17 protein-coding genes and 1 pseudogene are annotated in these 25,875 nt (G+C 60.1%); 11 read left to right on the forward strand and 7 right to left on the reverse strand.

Translation table 11 applies throughout. From position 1 onward, the window contains the following. Positions 1-182 precede the first annotated feature (182 nt). Entirely contained in the window at positions 183-536 is a 354-nt protein-coding gene (gene uraH, locus ACQ4W4_RS13040) for a hydroxyisourate hydrolase (protein WP_436542360.1), read from the reverse strand. A gap of 120 nt (positions 537-656) precedes the next feature. Here uraH and puuE point away from each other — a divergent pair, with 120 nt between their 5' ends. The 10 genes from puuE to ACQ4W4_RS13090 all read left to right on the forward strand — a co-directional run bounded on the left by puuE (position 657) and on the right by ACQ4W4_RS13090 (position 17,892). After that, positions 657-1,610, forward strand: coding sequence for an allantoinase PuuE (puuE, locus tag ACQ4W4_RS13045; RefSeq protein WP_436542361.1), 954 nt, complete (start codon positions 657-659; stop codon positions 1,608-1,610). 109 nt (positions 1,611-1,719) lie between these two features. Further along, positions 1,720-3,186, forward strand: a complete 1,467-nt coding sequence (xdhA, locus tag ACQ4W4_RS13050; protein ID WP_436542362.1) for a xanthine dehydrogenase small subunit — start codon at positions 1,720-1,722, stop codon at positions 3,184-3,186. A gap of 10 nt (positions 3,187-3,196) precedes the next feature. Continuing rightward, positions 3,197-5,542, forward strand: coding sequence for a xanthine dehydrogenase molybdopterin binding subunit (xdhB, locus tag ACQ4W4_RS13055; RefSeq protein WP_436542363.1), 2,346 nt, complete (start codon positions 3,197-3,199; stop codon positions 5,540-5,542). A gap of 9 nt (positions 5,543-5,551) precedes the next feature. Continuing rightward, positions 5,552-6,619, forward strand: a complete 1,068-nt coding sequence (gene xdhC / locus ACQ4W4_RS13060; protein ID WP_436542364.1) for a xanthine dehydrogenase accessory protein XdhC — start codon at positions 5,552-5,554, stop codon at positions 6,617-6,619. A 9-nt stretch (positions 6,620-6,628) separates the two neighbouring features. Continuing rightward, positions 6,629-7,945 carry a guanine deaminase gene (gene guaD / locus ACQ4W4_RS13065; protein ID WP_436542365.1) on the forward strand — a complete coding sequence of 439 codons (1,317 nt, stop codon included), beginning with the start codon at positions 6,629-6,631 and terminating at the stop codon, positions 7,943-7,945. A gap of 43 nt (positions 7,946-7,988) precedes the next feature. Further along, positions 7,989-9,491 carry an adenosine deaminase family protein gene (locus ACQ4W4_RS13070; RefSeq protein ID WP_436542366.1) on the forward strand — a complete coding sequence of 501 codons (1,503 nt, stop codon included), beginning with the start codon at positions 7,989-7,991 and terminating at the stop codon, positions 9,489-9,491. Between the two features lie 791 nt (positions 9,492-10,282). Further along, positions 10,283-13,717 carry a TonB-dependent receptor gene (locus tag ACQ4W4_RS13075; RefSeq protein WP_436542367.1) on the forward strand — a complete coding sequence of 1,145 codons (3,435 nt, stop codon included), beginning with the start codon at positions 10,283-10,285 and terminating at the stop codon, positions 13,715-13,717. A 157-nt stretch (positions 13,718-13,874) separates the two neighbouring features. Then, positions 13,875-15,587 carry a bifunctional metallophosphatase/5'-nucleotidase gene (locus ACQ4W4_RS13080; protein ID WP_436542368.1) on the forward strand — a complete coding sequence of 571 codons (1,713 nt, stop codon included), beginning with the start codon at positions 13,875-13,877 and terminating at the stop codon, positions 15,585-15,587. 2 nt (positions 15,588-15,589) lie between these two features. Further along, a complete protein-coding gene (locus ACQ4W4_RS13085) occupies positions 15,590-16,819 on the forward strand; it encodes a phospholipase D-like domain-containing protein (protein WP_436542369.1) in 1,230 nt (409 codons plus the stop codon). A gap of 2 nt (positions 16,820-16,821) precedes the next feature. Then, on the forward strand, positions 16,822-17,892 hold the full coding sequence (locus tag ACQ4W4_RS13090; RefSeq protein ID WP_436542370.1) for a S1/P1 nuclease: 1,071 nt from the start codon (positions 16,822-16,824) through the stop codon (positions 17,890-17,892). Positions 17,893-17,928: 36 nt separating this feature from the next. Here the strand turns inward: ACQ4W4_RS13090 and ACQ4W4_RS13095 are convergent, their stop codons facing one another. Then, positions 17,929-18,693, reverse strand: a complete 765-nt coding sequence (locus ACQ4W4_RS13095) for a DeoR/GlpR family DNA-binding transcription regulator (RefSeq protein WP_436542371.1) — start codon at positions 18,691-18,693, stop codon at positions 17,929-17,931. Positions 18,694-18,779: 86 nt separating this feature from the next. Between ACQ4W4_RS13095 and ACQ4W4_RS13100 the strand changes: the two are divergent. Then, positions 18,780-19,364: pseudogene (locus ACQ4W4_RS13100) on the forward strand (NUDIX domain-containing protein); the annotation flags it as partial. A 420-nt stretch (positions 19,365-19,784) separates the two neighbouring features. Here the strand turns inward: ACQ4W4_RS13100 and ACQ4W4_RS13105 are convergent. From ACQ4W4_RS13105 to ACQ4W4_RS13125, 5 genes are all read right to left on the reverse strand, one after another. Then, positions 19,785-20,756, reverse strand: coding sequence for an ABC transporter permease (locus tag ACQ4W4_RS13105; protein ID WP_034754516.1), 972 nt, complete (start codon positions 20,754-20,756; stop codon positions 19,785-19,787). A 4-nt stretch (positions 20,757-20,760) separates the two neighbouring features. Further along, positions 20,761-21,840 carry an ABC transporter permease gene (locus tag ACQ4W4_RS13110; protein WP_034754518.1) on the reverse strand — a complete coding sequence of 360 codons (1,080 nt, stop codon included), beginning with the start codon at positions 21,838-21,840 and terminating at the stop codon, positions 20,761-20,763. After that, positions 21,837-23,366, reverse strand: a complete 1,530-nt coding sequence (locus ACQ4W4_RS13115) for an ABC transporter ATP-binding protein (RefSeq protein ID WP_436542372.1) — start codon at positions 23,364-23,366, stop codon at positions 21,837-21,839. Before ACQ4W4_RS13115 ends, ACQ4W4_RS13110 begins: the two co-directional genes overlap by 4 nt. A gap of 81 nt (positions 23,367-23,447) precedes the next feature. After that, positions 23,448-24,443, reverse strand: coding sequence for a BMP family lipoprotein (locus ACQ4W4_RS13120; protein ID WP_152253829.1), 996 nt, complete (start codon positions 24,441-24,443; stop codon positions 23,448-23,450). Between the two features lie 501 nt (positions 24,444-24,944). Beyond that, positions 24,945-25,847 carry a LysR family transcriptional regulator gene (locus ACQ4W4_RS13125; RefSeq protein WP_086140167.1) on the reverse strand — a complete coding sequence of 301 codons (903 nt, stop codon included), beginning with the start codon at positions 25,845-25,847 and terminating at the stop codon, positions 24,945-24,947. Between the last annotated feature and the right edge of the window lie 28 nt (positions 25,848-25,875).

A 25,875-nucleotide genomic window follows, 5' to 3' on the forward strand; every position in this document is an offset into this window, starting at 1 on the left:
ACAACTTTGCGCCGATGATAGTGCTGCAACCAGTGTGAAAGTAGGTTATCGTCAGGCTTGTTATTCGCAGTAGAAGAAAACCCGATCAGCAATGATCGGGTTTTTTTTCGTCTGGCGGTTTGGTGCATGCTGCACCCCAACCGCAAAGGCTGGGGTCGGATCCGGCGGGTCTGCCCCCGATATCAGCTGCCGCGGTAAGTGGAATACGACCACGGCGACACCACCAGCGGTACGTGGTAGTTCTCATCCGTATGCGCAATGCCGAAGGACAGGGTCACCAGATCGATGAAGCGGGGTGAAGGCAATTCCACGCCCTGGGCGGCGAAATAGTCGCCGGCATTGAACACCAGCTCATACTGGCCCACCTTCATGCTGTCGCCTTCCAGCAAGGGCGAGTTGCAACGGCCGTCGCTGTTCGTCATATCCATCTTCAACAACACTTTTCCTTCCGGCGCGACCGAAAACAGGGCTACCTTGACGCCGGCTCCGGGCCTGCCGTGTGCGATATCGAGTACATGCGTGCTGAGTTTTCCCATTTGCTATCCTGTATATAGGGTGAGTGAATGTGCTTATCTTGCAAATCATATACCTGCATCAGCGGCTGGCTATATGATTGGGCGTATAACCAACATTCTCTCCTATAGGCGAGCCACCGCATGAGCACTTATGAAAATTATCCGCGCGACTTGATCGGCTATGGCCGTACGCCCCCCCATCCGCAATGGCCGGGAAAAGCTCGCATCGCCCTGCAATTCGTCCTCAACTACGAGGAAGGGGCGGAAAACAGCGTGCTGCATGGCGATAGTGCTTCGGAAACGTTTTTGTCGGAAATGATCGGAGCGGCGGCTTTTCCTGCGCGCCACCTGAGCATGGAGTCGATTTATGAGTACGGTTCGCGCGCAGGGCTATGGCGTCTGCTGCGCATGTTCGAGGAGCGGCGCCTGCCGCTGACGGTCTTTGGCGTCTCGATGGCTTTGAAGCGTAATCCCGAGGCGGTGGCGGCTTTCCAGGAGCTGGGCCATGAAATCGCTTGCCACGGCTTGCGCTGGATTTCTTATCAAAACATGGATGAAGCGACGGAGCGCGAACACATGCGTGAGGCCGTGCAGATCATTCGTGAATTGACGGGCTCGGCCCCGCAAGGCTGGTACACGGGGCGCGATTCGCCCAATACGCGCAAACTGGTGGTCGAGCATGGCGGTTTCCGCTATGACGCCGATTATTATGGCGATGACCTGCCATTCTGGGAGAAAGTGGCGTACACGGATGCCGCAGGCGTGTCGTCCGTGCAGCCGCAGCTGATCGTGCCCTATACGTTGGACACGAACGACATGCGCTTTGCCGCCATGCAGGGCTTTAATTCGGGCACGCAGTTTTTTGATTACTTGAAGGATGCCTTCGACGTACTGTACGCGGAAGGCGATCCCGACGGCTTGAACCAGCCGAAGATGCTGTCCGTGGGCTTGCATTGCCGCCTGGTAGGACGCCCGGGCCGCGCGGCCGCGCTGGCGCGCTTCCTCGACTATGTACAGCGCCATGAGCAGGTGTGGATCACGCGCCGCATCGATATCGCCGAACACTGGCATGCGACGCATCCCTATGCTGCTTGAGAGTCTCTGATGGGTATTGATATTGGATGATAAGTAAAATCAGTCTTTGCATATAGTTGTCCCATATGCCGGTGTTAATCTCCTATACTGGGACTATACCGAGGCCAGCATGTCAGAACCGATCCGCTTTTACTACCGTGGCGCCGTACAGGAAGTACGCAACGCCGCCCCTACGCAGACTGTGTTGCAGCACCTGCGCGAGGATTTGCATTGCACGGGCACCAAGGAAGGCTGCGCCGAGGGCGATTGCGGCGCCTGCACCGTCGTCATCGGCAGCCTGGTCGATGGCCTGGTCGAGATGAAGGCCGTCAACGCCTGCATCCAGCTCACGCCCACCCTCGATGGCAAGGCCCTGTTTTCCGTGGAAGACTTGCAGCAGCCCGACGGCGCCTTGCACCCGGTGCAGCAGGCGATGGTCGAGTGCCATGGGTCCCAGTGCGGTTTTTGCACGCCCGGCTTCGTCATGTCCCTGTGGGGCATGTATCTGGAGAAAAACGGCGCCACGCCCACGCGCTGCGAAATCGACGATGCTCTGTCGGGCAATCTGTGCCGCTGCACGGGCTACCGCCCCATCATCGACGCGGCCAGACGCATGGGCGAATTGCCCCATGTAACCTTCGACCGCGATGCCCTGGCGCAGCAATTGCAGGCGCTGCAGCGCGGCAGCCTGAGCACGTATGAACATGGCGGCCAGCACTTCCATGCGCCGCGCAGCATCGATGAATTGGTGGCGTTGCGCGCGAAAAAACCGCAAGCGTGCCTGCTGGCCGGTTCCACCGATGTGGGCCTGTGGGTGACCAAGCAATTGCGCGACCTGGGCGACATCATTTATCTGGGCAATGTGGCCGCGCTGAAAACCATCGGCATCGTTGACGGCAAGCTGCAGATCGGCGCTGGCGCCAGTCTCAACGATGCGTATGCGGCGCTGTGCCGGCATTATCCGGACGAGCTGTCGGAACTGTGGCAACGCTTTGCTTCCTTGCCGATCCGTAACGCGGGCACCCTGGGCGGCAATGTGGCCAATGGTTCGCCCATCGGCGACTCGATGCCGTGGCTGATCGCGCTGGGCAGCGAGATCGTGTTGCGCGGCCCAGCCGGACAGCGGATCATGCCGCTGGAAAATTTCTATCTGGCTTACCAGAAGAAAGATCTGCAGCCCTGCGAGTTCGTCGAAGCCGTGCGCGTGCCCTTGCCGCGCGCCGACGTGCAATTCCGCACGTATAAACTGGCCAAGCGTTTCGACCAGGATATTTCGGCCGTGTGCGCCGCGTTTGCCTTTGAACTCGACGGCGAGCGCATCGTCGATGCACGCATCGCCTTTGGCGGCATGGCGGCCACGCCGCAGCGCGCCGCGCAAACGGAAGCATTTTTGCTGGGGCAGGCATGGACGGAAGAAAACCTCGTCATCGCCATGCGCTTGCTGGCCGACGATTACGCGCCGCTGTCCGACATGCGCGCCTCGAATACTTACCGCATGATGACGGCGCAAAACCTGTTGCGCCGCTTTTGGCTGGAAACCCGTCCCGGTGCGCCATTGCCCCCGACGTCCCTCAACGCCTACGCTTGCCGCGCCTGAAAGGACCAGCATGAATCATCCTGTCACGCCCGAACTGCAAGCGGCTGCCTGGGCCGCCGTAGGCAAGCCCAGCCCCCATGAATCGGCGCAGCTGCATGTGCTGGGGCAAGCCACCTATACGGACGACATCGCCGAACTGCAGGGCACCTTGCACGCGGCGCTGGGTCTGTCGCAGAAACCGCATGCGCGCATCACGGCCATGGATTTGTCGGCCGTGCGCGCCGCCGCCGGTGTCGTCGCCGTCTATACGGCGCAGGACATTCCCGGCACCAATGATTGCGGCCCCATCATCCATGACGATCCCATCCTGGCGGCGGAACTGGTGCAATACGTGGGTCAGCCCATCTTCATCGTGGTGGCCGACACGCACGATCACGCGCGCCGCGCCGCCCGCCTGGCGCAAGTGAGCTATGACGAATTGCCCGCGATCATGACGCCGCAAGCGGCCAAGGCGGCGCAATCATACGTGCTGCCGCCGATGCAGCTGACGCGCGGCGATTATCAGGCGGCGTTCGAGAAGGCGCCGCACGTGGTCAAGGGGCAGCTGCATGTGGGCGGCCAGGAACAGTTTTATCTGGAAGGACAGATTTCCTACGCCATCCCGAAGGAAGCGCAGGGCATGCTGGTGCTGTGTTCGACCCAGCATCCGAGCGAGATGCAGCACGTGGTGGCGCATGCGCTGGGCGTGCATTCGCACAACATCACGGTCGAATGCCGGCGCATGGGCGGCGGTTTCGGCGGCAAGGAATCGCAATCGGCCCTGTGGGCGGCGGCCGCATCGATTGCGGCAGCCAAACTGAAGCGCCCCGTGAAACTGCGCGCCGACCGCGACGACGACATGCTGGTGACGGGCAAGCGCCACTGTTTTTACTATGAATACGAAGTGGGCTACGACGACGAGGGCCGCATCCTTGCCGCCAAGGTCGACATGACCACGCGCGCCGGCTATTCGGCCGACTTGTCCGGCCCCGTCGCCACGCGCGCCGTCTGCCACTTCGACAATACATATTACCTGTCCGACGTGGATATCCGCGCCGCCTGCGGCAAGACGAATACCCAGTCGAACACGGCTTTCCGCGGTTTCGGCGGGCCGCAGGGCGCCATTGCCATCGAGTATGTCATCGATGAAATCGCCCGCCATTTGCAGCGCGATGCACTCGATGTCCGCCTGCTCAATTTCTATGGCCGCAACGATGCGGAAGGGCGCAATGTCACGCCGTATGGGCAAAAAATCGTCGACAACGTGATCCATGAACTCGTCGCCGAACTGGAAGAGAGCAGCGACTACCGCGCGCGCCGCCGCGCCATCGATGCGTTCAACGAGGCTAGTCCCGTGCTGAAGAAGGGCCTGGCATTCACGCCGCTGAAATTCGGCATCGCCTTCAACGTCACGCATCTGAACCAGGCTGGTGCGCTGGTCCACGTGTATGTCGATGGCTCCGTGCTGGTCAACCATGGCGGCACGGAAATGGGACAGGGCATCAATACCAAGGTGATGCAGGTGGTGGCGCACGAGCTGGGACTGGACCTGGACAACGTTCGGGCCACAGCCACCGACACCAGCAAGGTGGCGAACACGTCGGCAACGGCCGCGTCCACCGGCGCCGACTTGAACGGCAAGGCGGCGCAGGATGCGGCGCGCCAGATTCGCGAACGCCTGGCCGATTACGCGGTCAAACTGTACGGCGGCGAGTTCGCTTGCGTGCGCTTCTTCGATAACCACATCCACGTCAATGGCCACGCCGTGCCGTTTGCCGAGCTGGTGCAGAAGGCATATCTGGCCCGCGTACAACTGTGGTCGGACGGTTTTTATGCCACGCCCGGCTTGTCGTGGGATGCGAAGACGATGACGGGCCATCCGTTTTCGTATTACGCGTATGGCGCGGCCGTGGCCGAAGTGGTAGTTGATACCTTGACGGGTGAATGGAAGTTGCTGCGCGCGGACGCCTTGTACGACGCGGGCCAGTCGCTCAATCCCGCGATTGATCTGGGTCAGGTGGAAGGGGCATTTATCCAGGGCATGGGTTGGCTGACGACGGAACAGCTGTGGTGGAATGGCGCGGGCAAGCTGATGACGCATGCGCCGTCGACGTACAAGATTCCCGGCATTTCCGATTGCCCGGAAGATTTTCGCGTCAAGCTGTTCCAGAACCGTAACGTGGAAGACAGCATCCACCGTTCCAAGGCCGTGGGCGAGCCGCCGCTGTTGTTGCCGTTTTCCGTGTTTTTTGCCATCCGCGACGCCATTTCCAGCGTGGGCCATCACGCCGTGCAGCCACCGCTGAACGCCCCCGCCACCAGCGAGGAAATCCTCAAGGCGGTCATGGCCGTGCAAGCGGCGCATGCCGGCGCCTAGGAGCAGACGATGAGCGACTGGCTGACAGCAATCGACAATGACACGCAGGCATCCGTGCTGGTGACGGTCGCCCTGGTGGAAGGTTCCGGACCGCGCGAGGCGGGCGCGAAGATGCGCGTCAGCCTCGATGGCCAGGTCGACACCATCGGTGGCGGCCACCTGGAATTGCGCGCCGTGGAAATCGCCAAGACCATGCTGGCCACGGGCGACACCCATGCGCGGCTCGATCGTTTTGCGCTGGGCCCGAGCCTGGGACAGTGCTGCGGCGGCGTCGTCCACTTGGCATTCGAATATGTCGATGCCAGCCTGAAAGAATTGCTGGCCGCCTTGCGCGAACGTCGCCAGCAGGACAGCTGGCGTTTGACGGCGCTCGACGGTGACGCCGCGTCGGCGCTATTCGATGCTGCCGGTCGCCTGATCGCCGGCACAGGCGCACAGGCGCCCGACACGTTTTCGCGCGAACGCAGTACCCATGTCGCCCAGGATGGCAAGGGCCGGCGTTGGCTGGTCGACCCCTGCCTGGCGCCGCGCGCGCACCTGACCCTGTTTGGCGCCGGTCACGTGGGCGCCGCCATCGTGCGCGCGCTGGCCCACTTGCCCTGCAATATCACCTGGGTCGATGAACGCGAAGACATGTTTCCCGTGCAACTACCGGATAATGTGCGCATCGCCGCTACCGATACGCCCGAGGAATTCGTTGCCATGGCGCCGCCGGGCGGCAGTTTTCTCGTCATGACGCATAGCCATGCGCTCGATCAACGCTTGACGCAAGCCATCATGGAGCGCGAGGACGCGGGCTGGTTCGGGCTGATCGGTTCGCACACGAAACGCAAGCAGTTCGAGCACCGCCTGCAGGCGCGCGGCGTGCCGGACGAGCGCATTGCCGCCATGGTCTGCCCGATCGGCATGCCCGGCATCCGCAACAAGGCGCCGGCCGTGATCGCCGCCTCCGTTGCCTGTCAATTACTCATGGTGTGGGAGGAAGCGGCCGCGGCCGCCCTGGCCGCACCGCTGCGGCTGGCTTCTGCCAGCGCGCCACCGCGACGCGAGAAACGCGCCGCCATTCACCCGTTATAGAAAGAAGTCATGCCGATTGTTCCTGCTACATTGCAAGCTTACCGTGCCAGCTTGCTGCACTTCCACGCCGATCCCGCTTTTAATGAGGAGGCGCACGCCTGGCATGCGGACGGCTTGCTGATCGTGGCCGATGGCAAGGTCGTGGCGGCCGGCGATTATGCACAGCTGCAAGCGACTTTGCCGCCCGGCACCGAGATTGTCGATTACCGCGGCAAGCTGATCGTGCCGGGTTTCATCGATACCCATCTGCACTTCCCGCAGACGGAAATGATCGCCTCGCCCGCGCCGGGCTTGCTGCCATGGCTGGAAACATACACCTTCCCCACTGAGCGCGCGTTTGAGCATCCCGAGCATGCGCGCGATGTCGCCGAGTTTTTCCTCGATGAACTGCTGCGCTGCGGCACCACGACGGCCATGGTGTATGGCAGCGTGCATCCGCAATCGGTCGATGCCTTCTTTGGCGCCAGCGAGGCGCGCGGCTTGCGCATGGTGGCGGGCAAGGTCATGATGGACCGCAACTGTCCCGAGTTCCTGCGCGATACGGCCGAGTCCGGCGCGCGCGAAAGCGAAGAGCTGATCCGGCGCTGGCACAAGCATGGCCGTTCGCTGTACGCGATCACGCCCCGCTTTGTGCCGACGTCCACCAATGAACAGATGCACTTGGCGGGCGAGCTGGCGCGCGCCTATCCGGATACGTATCTGCAGACGCACGTGTCGGAAAACGAGGATGAATGCCGCTGGGTGCGTGAACTGCATCCGCAGGCGCGCAGCTACCTCGATGTGTATGACCGGTACGGCATGCTGCGCCCGCGTGCCATGTTCGGCCACTGCATCTGGCTCGACGAGCGCGACCGCGCGCGCATGGCGGAGACGTCTTCGGCGGCCGCCATTTGTCCTACATCAAACCTGTTTTTGGGCAGCGGCCTGTTCGATTTCGAGCGGGCCGATGCGGCAAAAGTGCTGCTGTCGCTGGCGACCGATGTGGGCGGCGGCACCTCGTTCTCGATGTTGCAAACAATGAACGAAGCCTATAAAGTAGCACGCTTGAAAGGCAGCTATCTGCCTGCCTTGCGCATGTTTTATCTGGCGACCCTGGGCGCCGCGCGCGCCATGCAGCTGGAAGGCACCCTGGGCAATTTCACGCCAGGCACGGAAGCGGACTTCATCGTGCTCGACACGCAAGCGACGCCGCTGCTCGAGCGCCGCACGGCCGGCTGTCAAAGCCTGGAGGAATTGCTGTTTGCCTTCGCGCTGCTGGGCGACGACCGCGCCGTGGCCGCCACCTATTCGGGCGGCCAGTGCGTGCATGTGCGGGGGCAGGGCTGACCTACCCGTTGTTCAACACGAATTATCCTGAGCGAGAACGCGAATGCACAAAAAACTCACTGGCCTGGCGCTTGGCGCCGCGCTGGCTTTGACTGGAACGGCGCAGGCCGCCAAGGCCGTGGCCACTCCGTCTTCCAACGAAGCGGCCACGGCGCGCCATTTTGCCGCCCTCGTTGCCGGTGCGCAGCCGAAGACGGCCGAGTTGAGCCTGTTCTTTTCCATGATGCCCAAGGGCGGCGATTTGCATCACCATTACTCGGGCGCCATCTACGCCGAGCAATTTCTCGACTGGGTCGACAAGGAAAACTATTGCGTCAACAAGACGACCTACCGCATCGAAAGCAACAAGGATGTCGTGGCGGCCGAGCGCGCCAAACCGGCTGCGCAGCGTGTTTGCCTGTCGTCCACGGAAGTGTTTGCCGACGCGGGCCTGTATGCGGAATTGCTGCAGCGCTGGTCGACCAAGGATTTCTATAACCACGGCGCCATCCAGACGCCTCCGGACCGCACCTTTTTTGACACCTTCGGCTATTTTGGTCCCGTGGCATCGACGAATACGGCCGACGGCCTGAAAACCCTGAAGCAGCGCGCCATTGCGGAAAACCTCAGCTACATCGAGACGATTTTCGAGTTGTCGCCATTCGTGCAAAACGCGCAGTTCGACCAGCAAGTGCTGGCGCCGGGCTTGCCGCCGGCGGCGTTGCAAACGGTGCTGGCCAAGTGGACAGCCAGCCTGGAGCAGGACGCCAGCTTCCAGAAAAGCATCGCAGCCTACAACGACAATGTGAACGCCAGCAGCGCCGGCATCGACGATGCGAACTTCACCATGCGCTACCAGGCGTATGTGCTGCGTTTCCTGTCGCCATCGCAAGTGTTCTCATCCATGGTGGCCGCGTTCAAGGCAGCGAGCCTGAATCCGCTGCTGGTGGGCGTGAACATCGTGGGCCAGGAAAGCGTGAACGTGTCCATGCGCGATTACAGCTTGCACATGGAAATGTTCAAGTTCCTCAAGGCAAAATACCCGAACGTCAAAATCGCCCTGCATGCGGGCGAGCTGGCGTTGGGCATGGTGCCGCCGGAAGGCATGGCTTTCCATATCGCCGAAGCCGTCGATGTGGCGGGCGCCAACCGTATCGGCCACGGCATGGATATCGCCTACGAGCACAATGCGCTGGCGACCATGCAAAAGATGGGCGAGCGGGGCATCCCCGTGGAAGTGAACCTGACCAGCAACGATTACATCCTCGGTATCAAAGGCCAGGCCCATCCGGTCACCCTGTACCGCAAGTATGGCGTGCCCTTCGTCATCTCGACCGATGACGCGGGCGTGTCGCGCAATACCTTGTCGAATGAATATGTGCTGTTTGCCAGCCAGTACAAGACTGATTATGCGGAAATCAAAAAGCTGTCATACAACAGCCTGCGCTATTCCTTCCTGGCGGAAGCGGACAAGCAGCGTTTGCTGAAAGCGCTCGATGCCCGTTTCACCCGGTTTGAAGCGCAAATTGCAGCGGCCGACAAGGCAGGCAAGAGCGGCAAACCGTAAGTTGCGCGACGATCCCAACTGATACTCTCAGGGCGGCCGGATCTTCCGGCCGCTTTCCATTTCTCCCCTCCAGTCCAGGCAGTGTTTTTTTGTCAATATTGTGGCGGCCATGCGACACAATTAACGGCAGATACACGACTTTATCCAATTTCCTGGATGAATCAATTTCAAGTACATATTGCTCATTTATAATCTCGCGCCATAAGCCCGTACGCTGTCAGCACGATATCAATCCTGCTAGTTACCTCATGCTATTTATATTTTAAATATATAAATATGTAAAAAAAATCGTATTTGTCATCCATTTTTTGATGATGCATAGTGAGATGAAGATGATATTAAAAAGTCACAATTCATCTGGGCGATATCGTAAGAAGATGGGTATTTACAGTAAATAAAGGTGAGATGCAGAGTGAAACAAACAGTCTCGCAGCTAAATGACGACATTCTTCTGCATTTTGCCGCCGTGTCACAGTCTTGAAATATTTAACAATTACACTCGCGGCTTGCCATGTTCGCCGGGTAAGCCTGTCGGGTGAATGACACAGGTGCTAGCGCCCTGTGTCGTACGGATCGGTCGCAGTTTTTCCGCCGTTATTGTCTGAATATGAATGGTTGTGATGTGTGGAGCGGCGTTTTGTGATGGTCTTGTCAGGACCGCAGCCAGTCCCGCCGGCGTAACAGTTGCAGCATCGTAAAGAGGAGATCTTGTGTTTGTGTTGCTGTGCGGCGCAGTCGGGCGGCGGGCAATCCAGGATTTTCAAAAATAATAGTCTTTTCTGGGGTTAAAGATGATCAATCACAAGCGACTTCGGCTAACGCAAATCGCGTTCAGCCTGTCTATTGCACTGGCGGCGGCACCATCGTTCGCACAGAACACTACGTCTTCCATCGGCGGCCGTATCTCGGCCACCGACGGCAAGCCGGCAGCTGGTGCCACCGTTACCATCGTGCATACCGAATCGGGTTCCGTCAGCAATGTGACGACCGATGCGGAAGGCCGCTACGTCGCCCGCGGCTTGCGCGCCGGCGGTCCTTACACCATTACCATCACCAAGAATGGTGAAGTGGAAAAACGCGAAGGCGTGTACGTCCAGTTGGCGGAAACGGCCAATGTGGACGCCACCCTGGGCGCCCAGATGCAAACCGTGAACGTCACGGGCACGGGCGCACGCGCACAGATATTTAACCGCAGCAACATGGGTGCGGGCACCAACATTGGCGCGAACGAATTGGCCATGCAGGCGTCGATCCAGCGCAATCTGCAAGATTACGCCCGTTCCGACCCGCGTGTTTCGCAAACGGACAAAGAGCGCGGCGAGCTGTCCGTTGCCGGGCAAAACTCGCGCTATAACTCGATGACCATCGATGGCGTGGCCGTGAACGATACGTTCGGCCTGGAATCGAACGGCAGCCCGACAGCCAAGCAGCCGATCTCGATCGATGCCATCCAGTCCGTGCAAGTGAACGTCGCTAACTACGACGTGACGCAAAAAGGCTATACGGGCGCCAATATCAATGCCGTGACCAAGTCCGGTACCAATGATATCAAGGGCAGCGTCTATTATGTGTTCCGTAACGACCGGATGGCCGGCGACCGTTACGACAACGTCAAAGACAGCTATTACGCGCCAGCGCCGTTCCGCGAAACGACCAAGGGTGTTTCCGTCGGCGGCCCGCTGATCAAGGACAAACTGTTCTTCTTCGCCAACAAGGAAAAGCTGGAAAGCACTCGCACTGCCCCAAACTTTGGTCCAATTGGCAGCTCGATGACGAACGTCGGTATTACCGAGTCCGCTATTTCGGCTTTACAGACGATTGCCAAGGATAAGTACAACTTGCCAGTCGGTACCACGGCAGTTCCCGCCGGCACGAAGTTGACCGTAGATGATGTCTTGCTGAAACTGGACTGGAACATCAACGATAACCATCGCGCGATGGTCCGTTACTCCAAAACCGATCAGTCCGAGCCGATGTTTACCGGTGTATCGGATAGCGGCATCGCCCTGAACTCGGCCTGGCGCTCGCAAAACAAGTCGATCGAGACCATCGTCGGCCAGTGGTTTGCCGACTGGACGCCGAATTTCTCGACGGAATTCAAGGTATCGTCGCGCGACTATGAAAGTCTGCCGAAGAACAATTCCACCCTGCCAACCATGTCCCTCAAGTTTACGGGTGACGTGCCAGCGGGATCGCCTGCAGGTATCTCGACCAAAGACCGCTACCTGAACTTTGGTACCGACCAGTCGTACCAGTTCAACGTCTTGCGCACCAAGACCAAAGATGCCTACCTGGGCGCCAACTGGGCCTTGGGTGATCATGAAGTCAAGTTCGGTACCGACTTCAGCAAGAACGATGTCTACAATGCGTTCCTGCAGAACATCAACGGCAACTACACCTTCGGCTGTATCAATAATGTCGGATACTCGTTTGTCAAACCGAACCCGGATGGCAGCACTAGTTTCAACTGCAACAGTTCACCGACGCTTCAGCAACAAGCCATCCTGGAAAACTTCAGCCTTGGACGCCCGAGCTCTTACCAGGTTCAGGTACCGTTGGCAGGCGGCTCCCTGGAAAACGCCATTGCTGATTTCAGCCTGAAAAACTATGGCTTCTTCGCTCAGGACGTATGGACCGTCAACAAACAGTTGACCGTGCAATATGGCGTGCGTGTCGACAAGGCCGGCATCAGCGACCGTCCGCTGTATAACGCTGCTGCGGCTGCCCCTATGGTGGCTGGCAACGCTCAGACTGGCAAGGCGCAAAGCGGTGGTTTTGGCCTGAACAATACGCAGACCATCGATGGTCAGACACTGTGGCAGCCACGTGTGGGCTTCAACTACAAGTTTGACAGCGCCCGTCCTACCCAGTTGCGCGGCGGCTTCGGCCTGTTCCAGGGCGCGGCAGCCACGGTCTGGATGTCGAACCCGTTCGCCAATCCTGGCGTGGCGACCCGTATCGTCGGTTGCGGCACCAGCGGCTTCAAGGCTTGCCCATCGGTAGGTGGCTTGTTCAATCCTGATCCGAACAGCCAGCCGACGAACTTCCCTGATGCCGCGCCTGCAGCCAACGTCGACTTCCTGTCGCCTAATCTGCGCCAGCCATCGATCTGGAAGGGCAACCTGGCATTCGAACATGAGTTGCCATGGATGGGCCTGGTTTTCGGCGCGGAATACCTGCGCACGCAAAACAAGGATGCCATTTACTATGAGCATCTGAACCTGGGTGCGGCGACGCGTACCGGTACCGATGGCCGTGCGTTGTACTACTCGAACACTGCCTACAATACGAACTGCTGGACTTCCACCGGTGGCTTGTCGTCGACCAATGCGGGCTGCGCAGGTTCCGTCGCCAAGGCACTCAAGAACCCTGCGTTCAACAACGTCATGGTTGCCCAGAAAACGGACAAGGGCGCGGGCAACCTGGTGACGTTGTCGGTCAGCCAGCCGATGACCAAGGGCTTTGGCTGGTCGGTAGCCTACACCTATACGGATGCAACGGAAGTGTCGCCGCTGACCTCGTCGGTATCGACATCGAACTTCAACGCCCGTTCGATCTTCAATCCGAATGAAAACGTCGCCGCCAATTCCGGCTACCTGGTGAAAGACCGCTTCAATGCTGTGTTGAACTTCCAGAAACGCTTCTTCGACAACTACAAGACCAGCTTCGGCCTGTTCTATGAAGGCCGCAAGGGCAAGCCATACAGCTGGACCTACAGCAATGACTTGAACGGTGACGGCGTCAGCGGCAATGACTTGATGTACATCCCATCGAAACCAGGTTCGGGCGAAGTGGTATTCCGTGGTGATACGGCAAGCAACCATGCCAACGAAGATCGTTTCTGGTCATTTGTTAACGCAAACGGCGACCTGCGCAGTTCGAAAGGCGGCGTGGTGAAGCGTAACGACAGCTTCTCGCCTTGGACCAACAGCTTCGATATGCGTGTCAGCCAGGAAGTCCCAGGCTTCTTCAAAGGCAACAAAGGCGTGTTCACGATGGACTTCTTCAACGTGGGCAACATGATCAACCGCAAGTGGGGCCGCATCAATGAAATGGCTTTCCGTTCGGCGGGTGGTCAAACGCGTAACTTTGTTGATTTTGCCGGTCTCGATGCTCAAGGTCGCTACATCTACCAAGTGCGTGACAAGGTAGAAGACTACACCGTGCGTCAACAAAAGGGTGAGTCCCAATGGGCGATCCAGGCAACGGTCAAGTACGAGTTCTAATCTCGACGCTTGATTGAAGTTCCGAACGGCTGGTGGCGACACCGGCCGTTTTTTCGTTTATGTTGTGCTTTCTTGTCATACTCTGATGGGCTTGCGGCGCACGGCGTCCCCCCTGATGAGACAGCTTTTTTTGAATACTGATAACCATGTGGGGACCATGAAACATCATCCGATACCACTGGCCGCAGCGGCGGCCCTGACTGTGCTGCTGGCCGCCTGCGCCACGCCTACCGCGCCTATCGCGACACCCGTCGATATCAACCTGGTCGCCCTGAACGATTTCCACGGCAATCTCGACCGTAGCAAATTCACCTACACAAGCGCCGCCGATGCCGAGCGCAAGACGGTGCAGGCCGGTGGCATCGATACCTTGTCCGGCGCATTGAAGGCGTGGCGCCGCGAAGATGCGCAGCTGATTTTTGTCGGCAATGGCGACCTGGTCGGCGCCAGCCCCGCCATGTCGGCGCTGTGGGCGGACGAACCGAGCATTGTCGCCATGAACATGCTGGGCATGAAAGCCAGCTCCGTCGGCAACCATGAATTTGACCAGGGCAAGGCGGAATTGCTGCGCCAGCAGCGCGGCGGCTGCGACTCCTCGCGCGCCGACAAGGCGTGCAAGTTCACGCCCGACTTCAAGGGCGCCAGCTACACCTATATGGCGGCCAATGTCATCGATACGCAAACGGGCAAGTCCCTGCTGCCCGCCTACCGCATCGAAGAGGCGCATGGCGTCAAGGTGGGCCTGATCGGCGCCGTGCTGAAAGATACGCCGTCCGTGGTGACGGCGGCCGGCATTGCCGGCCTGCAGTTTGGCGATGAGGCCGACGCCATCAACGCCACCTTGCCGCAGTTGCGCGCGCAAGGCGTGGGCGTGTTCGTCGTGCTGCTGCACCAGGGCGGCGAGACGAAGGAAGCCGTCGACCAGGCCGATTGCAGCCACCTGAAGGGCGAAGTGGTCGACGTGGTGAAACGCCTCGATCCGGCCATCCAGCTGGTCATCAGCGGCCATTCGCACCAGGGCTATCTGTGCCGCGTCGATGGCCGCCTCGTGACGCAGGCACAGATGGGCGGACACATGTTGACGCGCATCAAGCTCAAGGTCGATCCCGTCAAGAATGCGCTGATCGATGCCAGCGCGCAAAACGTGGTCATGCTGCCAGGCATGTATGAGCCGGACCCGGCTGTGGCTTCTTATCTGGAATCGGTCAAGCAGCGCAGCGCGGCCGAGTTGTCGCGTCCCGTTGCCGCCATCGCCGTGCCGACTGTGGGCCGCAGCACCAAGGGCAGCGGCGCTTCCGCGCTGGGCGACCTGGTGGCCGACAGCACTCTGTTCGGCGCGCGCGCTGCTGGCGCGCAAATCGGCCTGATGAACAATGGCGGCATCCGCAAGGACCTGGAAGCGGGCGCCGACCTGATGACGAACGTGGGGCAGAACCAGGCAGTTGTCCCGTTCGGCAATACCCTGATCGTGGTGAGTCTTTCCGGCGCGCAAATCCGTACCTTGCTCGAGCAGCAATGGCCGGGTGCGGTAGCGGAAGACAACAATCTGCTGCAAGTGTCCGAAGGTTTTAGTTACCGCTGGGATAGCACGCGGCCCCAGGGCCGGCGCGTGGTGGAGGGCAGCATCATGCTCAATGGCACTCCTCTGGAAGACAATCAACAGTACCGTGTCGCCGCCAACAGTTTCCTCGCTGGCGGCGGCGACCGCTTCACCGTGCTGGCGGCCGGCACGCGCCGGCTCGACACGGGCGTGCGCGACATCGACGCCTTCAGCGACTACCTGATCGCCCGCGCGCGCGCCGGCAAGCCGGCTGGCAGTGCCACGGCGGCGGGCCGCATCGTGCGCGTCCAACAACATGACAAGGAATAACCATGCGTCGCTTATTTGTTTCCGTTCTTCTCTCCAGCCTGTTCGCGGGCACAGCCCACGCCGATTTCACCATTCCCGGCTTTGAACTCGTGCACACCTCGCCCGTGGAAACGAGCTTGACGAACCCCGACCTGCGCGAGCCCGTCGCCGTGTGGCGCGAGCTGTTCGATTCAGCAAAAAAAGAGATCGTCATTGCCCAGTTCTATGCCGTCAGCAAACCGGGCACGGCCTTTGAAAAAGTGCTGGCCAGTCTGACGGTCGCCGGCCAGCGCGGCGTGAAGATCCGCTTCCTGCTGGACCAGAAGGGCGTGGGCCTGTCGGAGGCGGCGACCATCGCCCAGCTCAAAGCGATTCCCAACCTGGACTTGCGCCTCATCGATTTCAACAAAATCACGGGCAACGGCATCGTGCACGCGAAATACCTGGCCGTCGATGGCCAGGTGGCCTACATCGGCAGCCAGAATTTCGACTGGCGCTCGTTCGAGCACATCCATGAGACGGGCTTGAAAATCACGGAGCCCGCCATGGTGAGCCAGGTGCAAGCGATCTTCGAACAGGATTGGCAAGCTCAGGCGCTGACGTCGCAAGGCAGCCGCGCCACGGTGCTCAACAGCAAGGTCGTGCCGGCCAACTACGCGCAAAACGCATTCCTGCTGGCCAGCCCGAATGCGTACAACCCGGCCGGCGTGGGCGACTCGGAAACGGGCTTGCCCGCCTTGCTGGCGCAAGCGCAAAGTGAAGTGCGCATCCAGTTGCTCGATTACGCGCCGCTGTCGTACGGCCCGAACCGCACGCGGCCTTATTACGCCGTGATCGACAACGCCGTGCGCGCGGCCGCCCAGCGTGGCGTGAAGATCAAGCTGATGGTATCCGCGTGGAACACGGAAGCGCCGGCCATCGCCTACCTGAAGAGTTTGGCCCTGGTGCCGAACGTGGAAATCCGCATCGTGACGATTCCCACGGCCTCGACCGGTTTCATTCCATTTGCGCGCGTGATCCACAGCAAGACCATGAGCATCGACGGCAAGCTGGCCTGGGTCGGCACGAGCAACTGGGCGGGCGGCTATTTCGATTTGTCGCGCAACCTGGAAGTGGTGCTGCGCAACGAACAGATGGCGCAACGCATCGCCGCGCTGCATGAGCAGACGTGGAGCTCGGTATACGCCCAGCCCATCGACATCAACAAGCAGTATCCAAAGCCGGCCAAGGCCACGCCGCAAGGCAAGGAGTGAACGTGAAAAAACTGCTGAGTGTGCTGGCGCTGGGCGCCGCTTTCGCTTCCGGCAATGTGCTGGCCTGGGGCAACGACGGCCACCGCGCCGTCGGCGCCATCGCCGATCAATTGCTCAAGGGCAGCGCGGCGCAGGCGCACATCGCCCAATTGTTGTTGCCCGGCGAAAGCCTGGAAAAGATCGCCAACTGGCCCGACTGCGTGAAGGGCACGTATTGCGGCCCGCAATCGCCGGAAATGCTGAGCTATGTGGCGGCCAATCCCAAGCACGGCGAATACCATTACACGAATGTGCCCTTCCAGAGCGAGCACTATCACGACCATGGTGTGGGCACGGCCGACGACGATATCGTGCAAACCTTGAAACAGGCGATCCTCGTGTTGCAAGGCAAGGCTGATGCGGCCAGCAATCCGCACAGTTTCAGCCAGCGCGAAGCACTGATTCTGATTACGCATCTGGTAGGCGATATCCACCAGCCGCTGCATGTGGGCAATGCGTTTCTCGGCAAGGATGGCCAGTTTTTCGTGCCCGCCACGCAAGCGCAGATCGATGACGTCGCCATTTTCAATGCACGCGGCGGCAACGACTTGCTGCTCGACGATGCGAAGATGACGGCCCTGTCCGATGCCGTGATTCCCGCGCCGCTGCCGGTAGACGAGGGCGAGCCCAAGCCTGCCAGCAGCTATCCGAAGTCGCCCACCAAGCCCTTGCATTCCTACTGGGATACGACTGTGGTCGATTACGCCATGCGCCGTTTGAGCACGCGCACGCCGCAGCAGTTCGCCCGCACGGTGATCGCCAGCGCGCCCGTGGTGAGCGCCAATAGCGGCGACCCCGCCACTTGGCCGTATCAATGGGCCGACGCCTCGCTGGCGGCCTCAAAGATTGCTTTCACGGACGTGGTGGCCGGCCCGGCCACGCAGCAGACCAGCCGCAAGGGCGAGGTCTACAACGTGTGGAACTTGAATGTGCCGGACCATTATCCTGTACCCAGCTCGGCGCTGGCGAAGCAGCAGCTGATCGAGGCGGGCTATCGCCTGGCTGCCGTGTTGCAGGCGATTTGGCCCCAATAAAAATGTCTCGCGAGAGCGGCCTGCGGGCCGCTTTTTTCATGCCAGGGTGATGGCGATTCCCATCTCGCGGTAGGGGGCGACCAGCGCGTCTTCCACGTCGCGGTGCACGATGATGTCGTTGACCTGGCTCAAGGGTGCGATTTGAAACGGCGAAGCCGTGTTGAACTTTTCCGGCGACGCCAGCACGACGGTGCGGCTTGACGCCTCGCTCAGCGCGCGCTTCACGCACGCTTCTTCATAGTCGCCGGTGGTGATGCCCGCTTGCGGATGCAGGCTGGATATACCCATGAAATACAGGTCGGCGCGGATGCGTCCGATCGCTTCCACGGTCGCCGCGCCGACGCCCACGATCGAGTGCTTGTACAGGCGCCCGCCCAGCATCAGCACGTCAATTGATGGGTGATGCACCAGTTCGACGGCAATCGAGGGGCTGTGGGTAACGACAGTGGCGCGCAAATCGCGCGGCAGCTGGCGCGCCAGCTGCACGGCCGTCGTGCCGCCATCGAGAAACACCACTTGCCCCGTTTGTATCATGGCCGCCGCCGCGCGGCCGATGGCGGGCTTGGCTTCGGGCGAAATCTGTTCGCGGGCCGCAAACGGCGCCAGCGCGGGCGAACTTGGCAGCAAGGGCAGGGCGCCGCCGTGCACGCGTTCCAATAACCCTTCTTTCGCCAGCTCGCGCAGGTCGCGGCGTATCGTGTCTTCCGACAAGCCCAGACTATCGCTGACGGCCTTGGCGACGATCTGCCCTTCGCGCTGGAGCAAGTCCAGCAGGTATTGTTTGCGTTGATGTGTCAGCATGGTTTTTCTTGTATTTTCTTGATATTGCACGAGTTTGCATGATAAAGTCGGAAAAGGCAAGCACAACGCAACCACAAGGAGACACTATGCGCGAAGAAAATAGCAAGCAGGAACGGGTCCGCATCCACGCAGTGCAAACCCTGTCGCACGACTGGTATCTGCTGCAAAAGACCACCTTCGATTATCTGCGCCACGATGGCCAGTGGCAGACGCAGACGCGGGAAACCTATGACCGTGGCGACGGGGCCACCATCCTGCTCTACAACAAGGTAAAGCGCACGGTGATCCTGATCCGCCAGTTCCGCTTCCCTACCTACCGCGAAGGCCATGATGGTTTTCTCATCGAGTCGGCCGCCGGCTTGCTGGAAGAGGCCAGTGCCGAGCAGCGCATCCGCGCCGAAGTGGAAGAGGAAACCGGTTACCGGGTGGGCGAAGTGCGCAAGATATTCCAGGCCTTCATGAGTCCCGGTTCCGTGACGGAGCGTTTGCATTTCTTCGTTGCCGAATACGATCCCGCCAGCCGCATCGGCGACGGCGGCGGCCTGGCGCACGAGGGAGAAGATATCGAGGTGCTGGAATTGCCCCTGGCGCAAGCCATGCAGATGGTGGCGGACGGGCGCATCTGCGATGGCAAGACCATCATGCTGTTGCAGCATGCGCAGCTGCACTTGATGCCAGGCAAACGGGGGCTGCAGATTCTCGTTGCCGGGCCCTACCGCTCCGGTACGGGGGATGATCCGGCCCTGATGGCGGCGAATGTGGCAGCCATGGAAGCCGTCTGCCTGCCCTTGTATGCCAAGGGACACATGCCCGTGCTCGGTGAATGGCTGGCCTTGCCCATGCTGGGGCTGGCCGGCTCACGCCAGGTGGGCGATGTCGTGTATGAGGAACTGTTCCACGCGCATGCGACGCGTTTATTGAGTCATTGCGATGCCGTGCTGCGGCTTGGCGGCGCCTCCCAAGGGGCCGACCAGATGGTGGCCGTGGCGCAAGAGCTTGGTTTGCCCGTGTATTGTTCGCTGGACGAAATTCCACAGGCATAAAAAAAGCGAAGCCCGCGGGCTTCGCTTTTCTGATGCTGTCACTGTCTCTTAACGAGATTTGACGAAGGGGATGCCGATGGCCTTCGGTGCGATGGATTTCGCCATCAAGCCCGCCAGCACGATCACGGTGACGACATACGGCACCATCTGGATCAAGGAGCCGGGGATGCGGCCCACGACGGGCAAGTCCACGCCTTCAATCTGGATCTGGATGGCGGCAAAGAAGCCGAACATCAGACAGCCGAGGAAGGTGTAGACGGGACGCCAGTTGCCGAACACCATGGCCGTCAAGGCCAGGTAGCCGGCGCCGGCCGACATGTCGCGCAGGAAGAAGCCGCTTTGCACGATGGCCAGATACGCGCCCGAGAACGAGCACAGGATGCCGGCCACCAGCATGGCCAGGTAGCGCGTCGCTTCCACGCTGACGCCGGCAGAGTCGGCCGCGTGCGGGTTTTCGCCGCAGGCGCGCAGGCGCAGGCCGAAGCGCGTGTGGTACAGCAGCCAGTGCACGAGCGGGATCAAGAGGAAGGCCACGTAGACGAGGATGGAATGGCCGCCGATCAGATGGGCATACACCCAGCCGATGAAGGGGATGTGTTCCACGTACTGCGTGCCCGGCAAGACCACGTCGAACAGCCGCGCTGAACCGAGGTCGGGCGTGCGGCCGCCTTGCTGGAAGAAAAACTGCGCCAGCACGAACGTCAGTCCGCTCATGGCGATGTTGATCGCCATGCCGGCCACCAGCTGATTGCCCTTTTGCGTGATGCTGACATACGCTTGCAGCAGGGCCAGGGCGACGCAGACCAGCATGCCGGCAGCCATGCCGTAGTACGGGTTTTGCGTCGTGTAGGCCACGGCGGCGGAAGCGAAGGCGCTGGCCAGGATCTTGCCTTCCAGGCCGATGTCGATCATGCCGCTGCGTTCGGCAAACAGGCCGGCCATGGCGGCAAAGATCAGGACGGGCGCATTGCGCACGGTCGATACCAGGATGCTGGCGAATTGAAAGTCGTCGAGTGTCATGGTGTTAGCCTTTGGTGCGCTTGAGCAGGGCGGAAATGGCCGGTGCGTAGAAGTTTTCCATGGCGCCGCAGAACAGGATGATCAAGCCCTGGATGAAAATAAAAGTTTCCGTCGGGATATTCGGTTTTTCCAGCGACAGGTCGAATCCACCCTGGATCAGCGCGCCGAACAGCACGGCCGACAGGAAGATGCCGACCGGATGCTGGCGGCCCATCAGGGCGATGGCGATGCCGATGAAACCGGCGCCGCCGACGAAATTGAGCGACAGATAATGGGTCGAGCCCATGATGGAATTGACGGAACCCAGGCCCGCCAGCGCGCCGGAGATCAGCATGACGATGATGATCATCTTGCTGATCGACACCCCCGCATAGTGAGCCGCGTGCTTGTTGAGGCCCGTGGCGCGCAGCTTGAAGCCCCACGACGAGCGCCAGACCATCACGCCATAGATCACCAGTGCGGCGATCGCCAGGATAAAGCTGATGTTCAGCGGCGTGTCGCCCAGCGACGGGAACCAGGTGGACAGGCGCGGCATTTCGCCGCTTTCCGCAAACACGCGGCTGGCCGTGTTCTGCTCGCCCGGCGGAATCAGGTACTTCACGATGATGAAGTTCATCAGGCTGGCGGCGATGAAGTTGAACATGATGGTGGTGACGACGATGTGGCTGCCGCGCTTCGCCTGCAGATAGCCGGGCAGGAAACCCCACAGGGCGCCGAACAGGGCCGCACCGATCATGGCGGCTGGAATCAAGAGCCAGGCGGGCAGGGTCTGGTCGAAGGCCAGCATGGCCACCGTCAAGCCCAGGCCGCCGATGTACATCTGGCCTTCGGAACCGATATTGAACAGGCCGGCCTGCATCGCCACGGACACGGACAGGCCCGTGAAGATGAAGGTGCTGGCGTAGAACAGGGTGTAGCTCAAGCCTTCCGGATTGAGGATGGCGCTGTGGACCAGGATCGACAGCGATTCGGCCGGGTCTTCGCCCAGCATATAAATCACCAGGGCCGCGACCAGCAAGGCCGACAGCAGGTTTAACATGGGCATGACAAAGGCTGTCGCCCAGCGTGGCAAGTCGTTATTCATGATTTATGCATTCCCCCCATCAACAGACCGATGCGGGTGGTATCGAATTCTTCAATTTTCAGTTCGCCGGTGATGCGTCCGCCGCACATGACGAGAATGCGGTCGGCCAGCGCCCGCACTTCTTCCAGTTCGACGGACACCAGCAGGATCGCCACGCCTGCGTCGCGCAGGGCCAGCAATTGCGTATGGATGCTTTCGATGGTGCCGATGTCGACGCCGCGCGTGGGTTGCCCCACCAGCATCAGTTTCGGCTTGGCCAGCACTTCGCGCGCGATCACCACCTTTTGCTGGTTACCGCCGGACAACAAGCCGATGCGCAGGTCCGGATTGGCCGGGCGCACGTCGAAGGTTTTCAGCAATTCCGCGCAGCGCGCGCCGATGGCCTTGAAGTTGAACAGGCCCCAGCGGTTTTTCAGGTGATCCTGATAGCCGAGGATAGTGTTCTGCATGACGGAGAAATTTTTCACCACGCCATCGCGCAAGCGGTCTTCCGGAATGTGGGCGATACCCAGCTCGCGGAAGGCCAGCGGCAAGCCGTCGGCATCGTGGCGCTTGGCAAACGGCAAGTCCTTGCCCAGGAAACGCAAGGTGCCAGACGTCGGCAAGCGCATGCCCGACAGGATTTCCAGCAGTTCGCTCTGGCCATTGCCGGAAACGCCTGCGATGGCGACGATTTCGCCGGCGCGCAAGTTGAAGCCGATATCGGCCAGCAGCTTGACTTGCTGCTCGTCGGCCAGTTGCAAACCGTCAACTTCCAGCACCGTGGCGCCCGGATTGTACGGGGCGCGGGGCAAGTGGCTCTGGATGGGGCGGCCCACCATCATGTTGGCCAGTTCCTCTTTCGAGGTGCCGGCCGTTGCCACGGCGCCCACCACCGTGCCGCCGCGCATGACGGTGACGTTGTCGGTGATTTCCAGGATCTCTTGCAGCTTGTGCGTGATCAGGATGATGGTCTTGCCTTGCTCCTTGAACAGGCGCAGGATTTCAAACAGCGAGGCCGTTTCCTGCGCCGTCAGCACGGCCGTCGGCTCGTCGAGGATCAGGATGTTGGCGCTGCGGTAAATCTGCTTGAGGATTTCCACGCGCTGCTGCGCGCCGACGGAGAGGTCTTCGATCTTCGCCAGCGGGTCGACGTCGAGGCGGTAGCGCGCGCAAATGTCGCGCAATTTCGCTTCCGCTTCCATGCGGTGGCTGGCCAGGCGAAAACCGCCTTCCGTGCCCAGCATGATATTGTCGAGGACGGTGAAATTCTCGACCAGCATGAAGTGCTGGTGCACCATGCCGATGCCGAGGTTGATCGCTTCCTGGCTGTTGCGGATAGGTTGTACTTTCCCGTCGAGCAAGATTTCTCCGCCGTCGGCACGGTAATATCCGTACAGGATGCTCATCAAGGTCGATTTGCCGGCGCCATTTTCGCCCACCAGGCCATGGATACTGCCCTTGGCGATGGAGAAGCTGACGTCGGCGTTCGCCTTCACATGTCCAAACTGCTTGGAAATGCTGCGAAATTCTACTGCTGGCTGCATAGGTTCATAACTGGATAGTTTCATGGAAACGCGCCGCGCGGAGACAGGCCCCGGCGGCGCGCTAAAAGATACGGAGAAAAATTAAACCGGGCAGCTGCTGCCGACGCGGTAATCGATCACTTTGATCTTGCCATCGATAATGTCCTTACGCGCACCCAACACGCGTTTTTCGATTTCCGGCGTAATCAGCTTGCGGTTGTTCGCATCGAGCGCCCAATCCACGCCGCCCTCTTTCAAGCCTTTATAGCTGACGCCACCCTTCCAGGTGCCGTTCTTGACTTGCATGAAGCTGTCGTAGACGGTGTTGTCGACGCGCTTGACCATCGAGGTCAGGATGCTGCCTGGATACAAATGGTTTTGGTTCGAATCGACGCCGATCGCCAGCTTGCCTTTTTCCTTGGCCATTTGCAGGGTACCCATGCCGCTGCCACCGGCAACGGCGAAGACGACATCGACGCCGCGCTCGAATTGCGAGCGGGCCAGTTCGCCGCCCTTGGCCGGGTCATTCCAGGCGCCGGACGTGGTGCCGACCATGTTTTGCGTGATTTCCGTCTTCGGATTGACGGCCTTGACGCCTTGCGCGTAGCCGCAGGCGAAGTTGCGGATCAGGGGAATATCGATGCCGCCGATGAAGCCGACTTTCTTGCTCTTGCTGGCCATGGCTGCAGCCACACCGACCAGGTAGGAGCCTTCTTCTTCCTTGAAAACGACGGAATTGACGTTGCTGCCGGCAGCCTGGCCGTCGATCAGCACGAATTTGACGTTCGGAAATTCCTTGGCGACCTTTTGCACGGCTTGCGTTTGCGCAAAGCCGATGGCGGCGATCATGTCGAGTTTCTTGCGGGCCAGGCCACGCATGACTTGTTCAGCCTGCGTATCGCTCGATGCCTGCACTTCGATGAAGGAAATGCCCGTGTCTTTTTTGAAGCGCGAGGCGCCTTCGAAAGCGGATTGGTTGAACGACTTGTCGAACTTGCCGCCCGCGTCATACACGACACCCAGTTTTGGGGTAGCCGCGGACGCTTGAGCAGTCAGAAATACGGCTGCGATCGTCAAACTAAATTGTGTAAGTTTCATGAATTGGCTCCTGGAAGATCGATATTGTATATTTTTTATAGGTGAAACATATAATTTGGGGCCGATTTAGCCTGTTTTTGATGCACGAGGTGATAATTCCTTATCAACATTGCACTGTATCGCACAAGATCATTGCTGAGCTCGTGTGCTTTCATGTTGACAGTGTGATGCTCATGCAACAGTCGCGCCCCGTCTCTTATAGGTACAACATCGAATGGGGCTGCCGGAGCGGGCTGGGATGCGCCGTCAGCGGACGGGCAGGGCAGGCACGGGACCGGCGCCGCGATGGGCGTCCGAATCACTATGCATCATGCCAGATATGTATGACAAATACGTTTTTGTTTATGTATTTATATGCAGCGCATATAAATAGGTTTTAAGAACGCATAACAAAACCGTAGCGAGCGGCAGTGAGTTGTGGTCGAGAAGCGGAGCTGTGCGAATGCACAGTGAGCATCGGAGGCCGCGACCCGCGACGCGCAGTAGGTTTTGTTCGCGTTCTCAGGCTGATGGGGGATTGATGATGTTCAGGAAAGCCCGCACGACGGGAGCGTCGTCCAGCGTGGTGTAGCTGATGTACAGATTGGCCGACGGCGGATTGGTCTTGATCGGTAGAAACACCACGCCGGGCCAGCCGATGCGGCTCGTCGTTTCCGGCACCAGGGTCACGCCCAGGCCCGCGCCCACCATGGCCAGCAGGGTTTGCGGTTCGCTTGCTTCCTGGAAAATCACGGGTTCGAAACCGGCATTGATGCAGCATTGCACCAGGTAGCGGGGGAAGGCAGACTTGTCCAGGTTGAGGGTGAGCATCGGCTCGTGGGCGATGTCGATCAGCTCGATGGCCGTGTTCTTGGCCAATGGATGGTGTTCGTTGACGGCCACGCAGACGTTTTCGCGGAAGCACAGTTCCTGCCGCAGATTGTCGTGACGCAAGTCGTCGTCGTTGAGCTTGGGTTCGCGCCAGAAGCCCACGTCGATCTGTTTGGCGCGCAAGGCTTCGTATTGCACCGTGGGACCGAATTCATGGATGGTCCAGGTGACGCGGGGAAATTTGGTCTGGAATTCTTCCAGCAGGCTGGGGATGGGACCCCACATGGCCGAGCCGACGATGCCCACGCGTAAGCGGCCCACTTCGCCGCGGTCGATCTGGCGGATGGTGTCGATGGTCATGCGCATCTTGGCCAGCAGCTCGGCCGCCTCGTTCATCAGCGCCTTGCCCGCCACGGTCAGCTCGAAGGTGCGCGTGGTGCGCGCAAACAGACGCACGCCCAGTTCGCTTTCCAGTTTCATGATCTGCTGGCTCAACGGCGGCTGCGAGATATGCAGGCGCTCGGCGGCGCGGCTGAAGCTTTTCTCCTCGGCGACGGCAAGAAAATACTTTAACTGTTTCAGATCGATGGACATGCTTTCCTTGGCGTTGCGTGGTGCCTGG

Origin of the sequence: Janthinobacterium glycogeni (assembly GCF_051380725.1) — a bacterium.
Classification (GTDB): Bacteria; Pseudomonadota; Gammaproteobacteria; order Burkholderiales; family Burkholderiaceae_D; genus Janthinobacterium.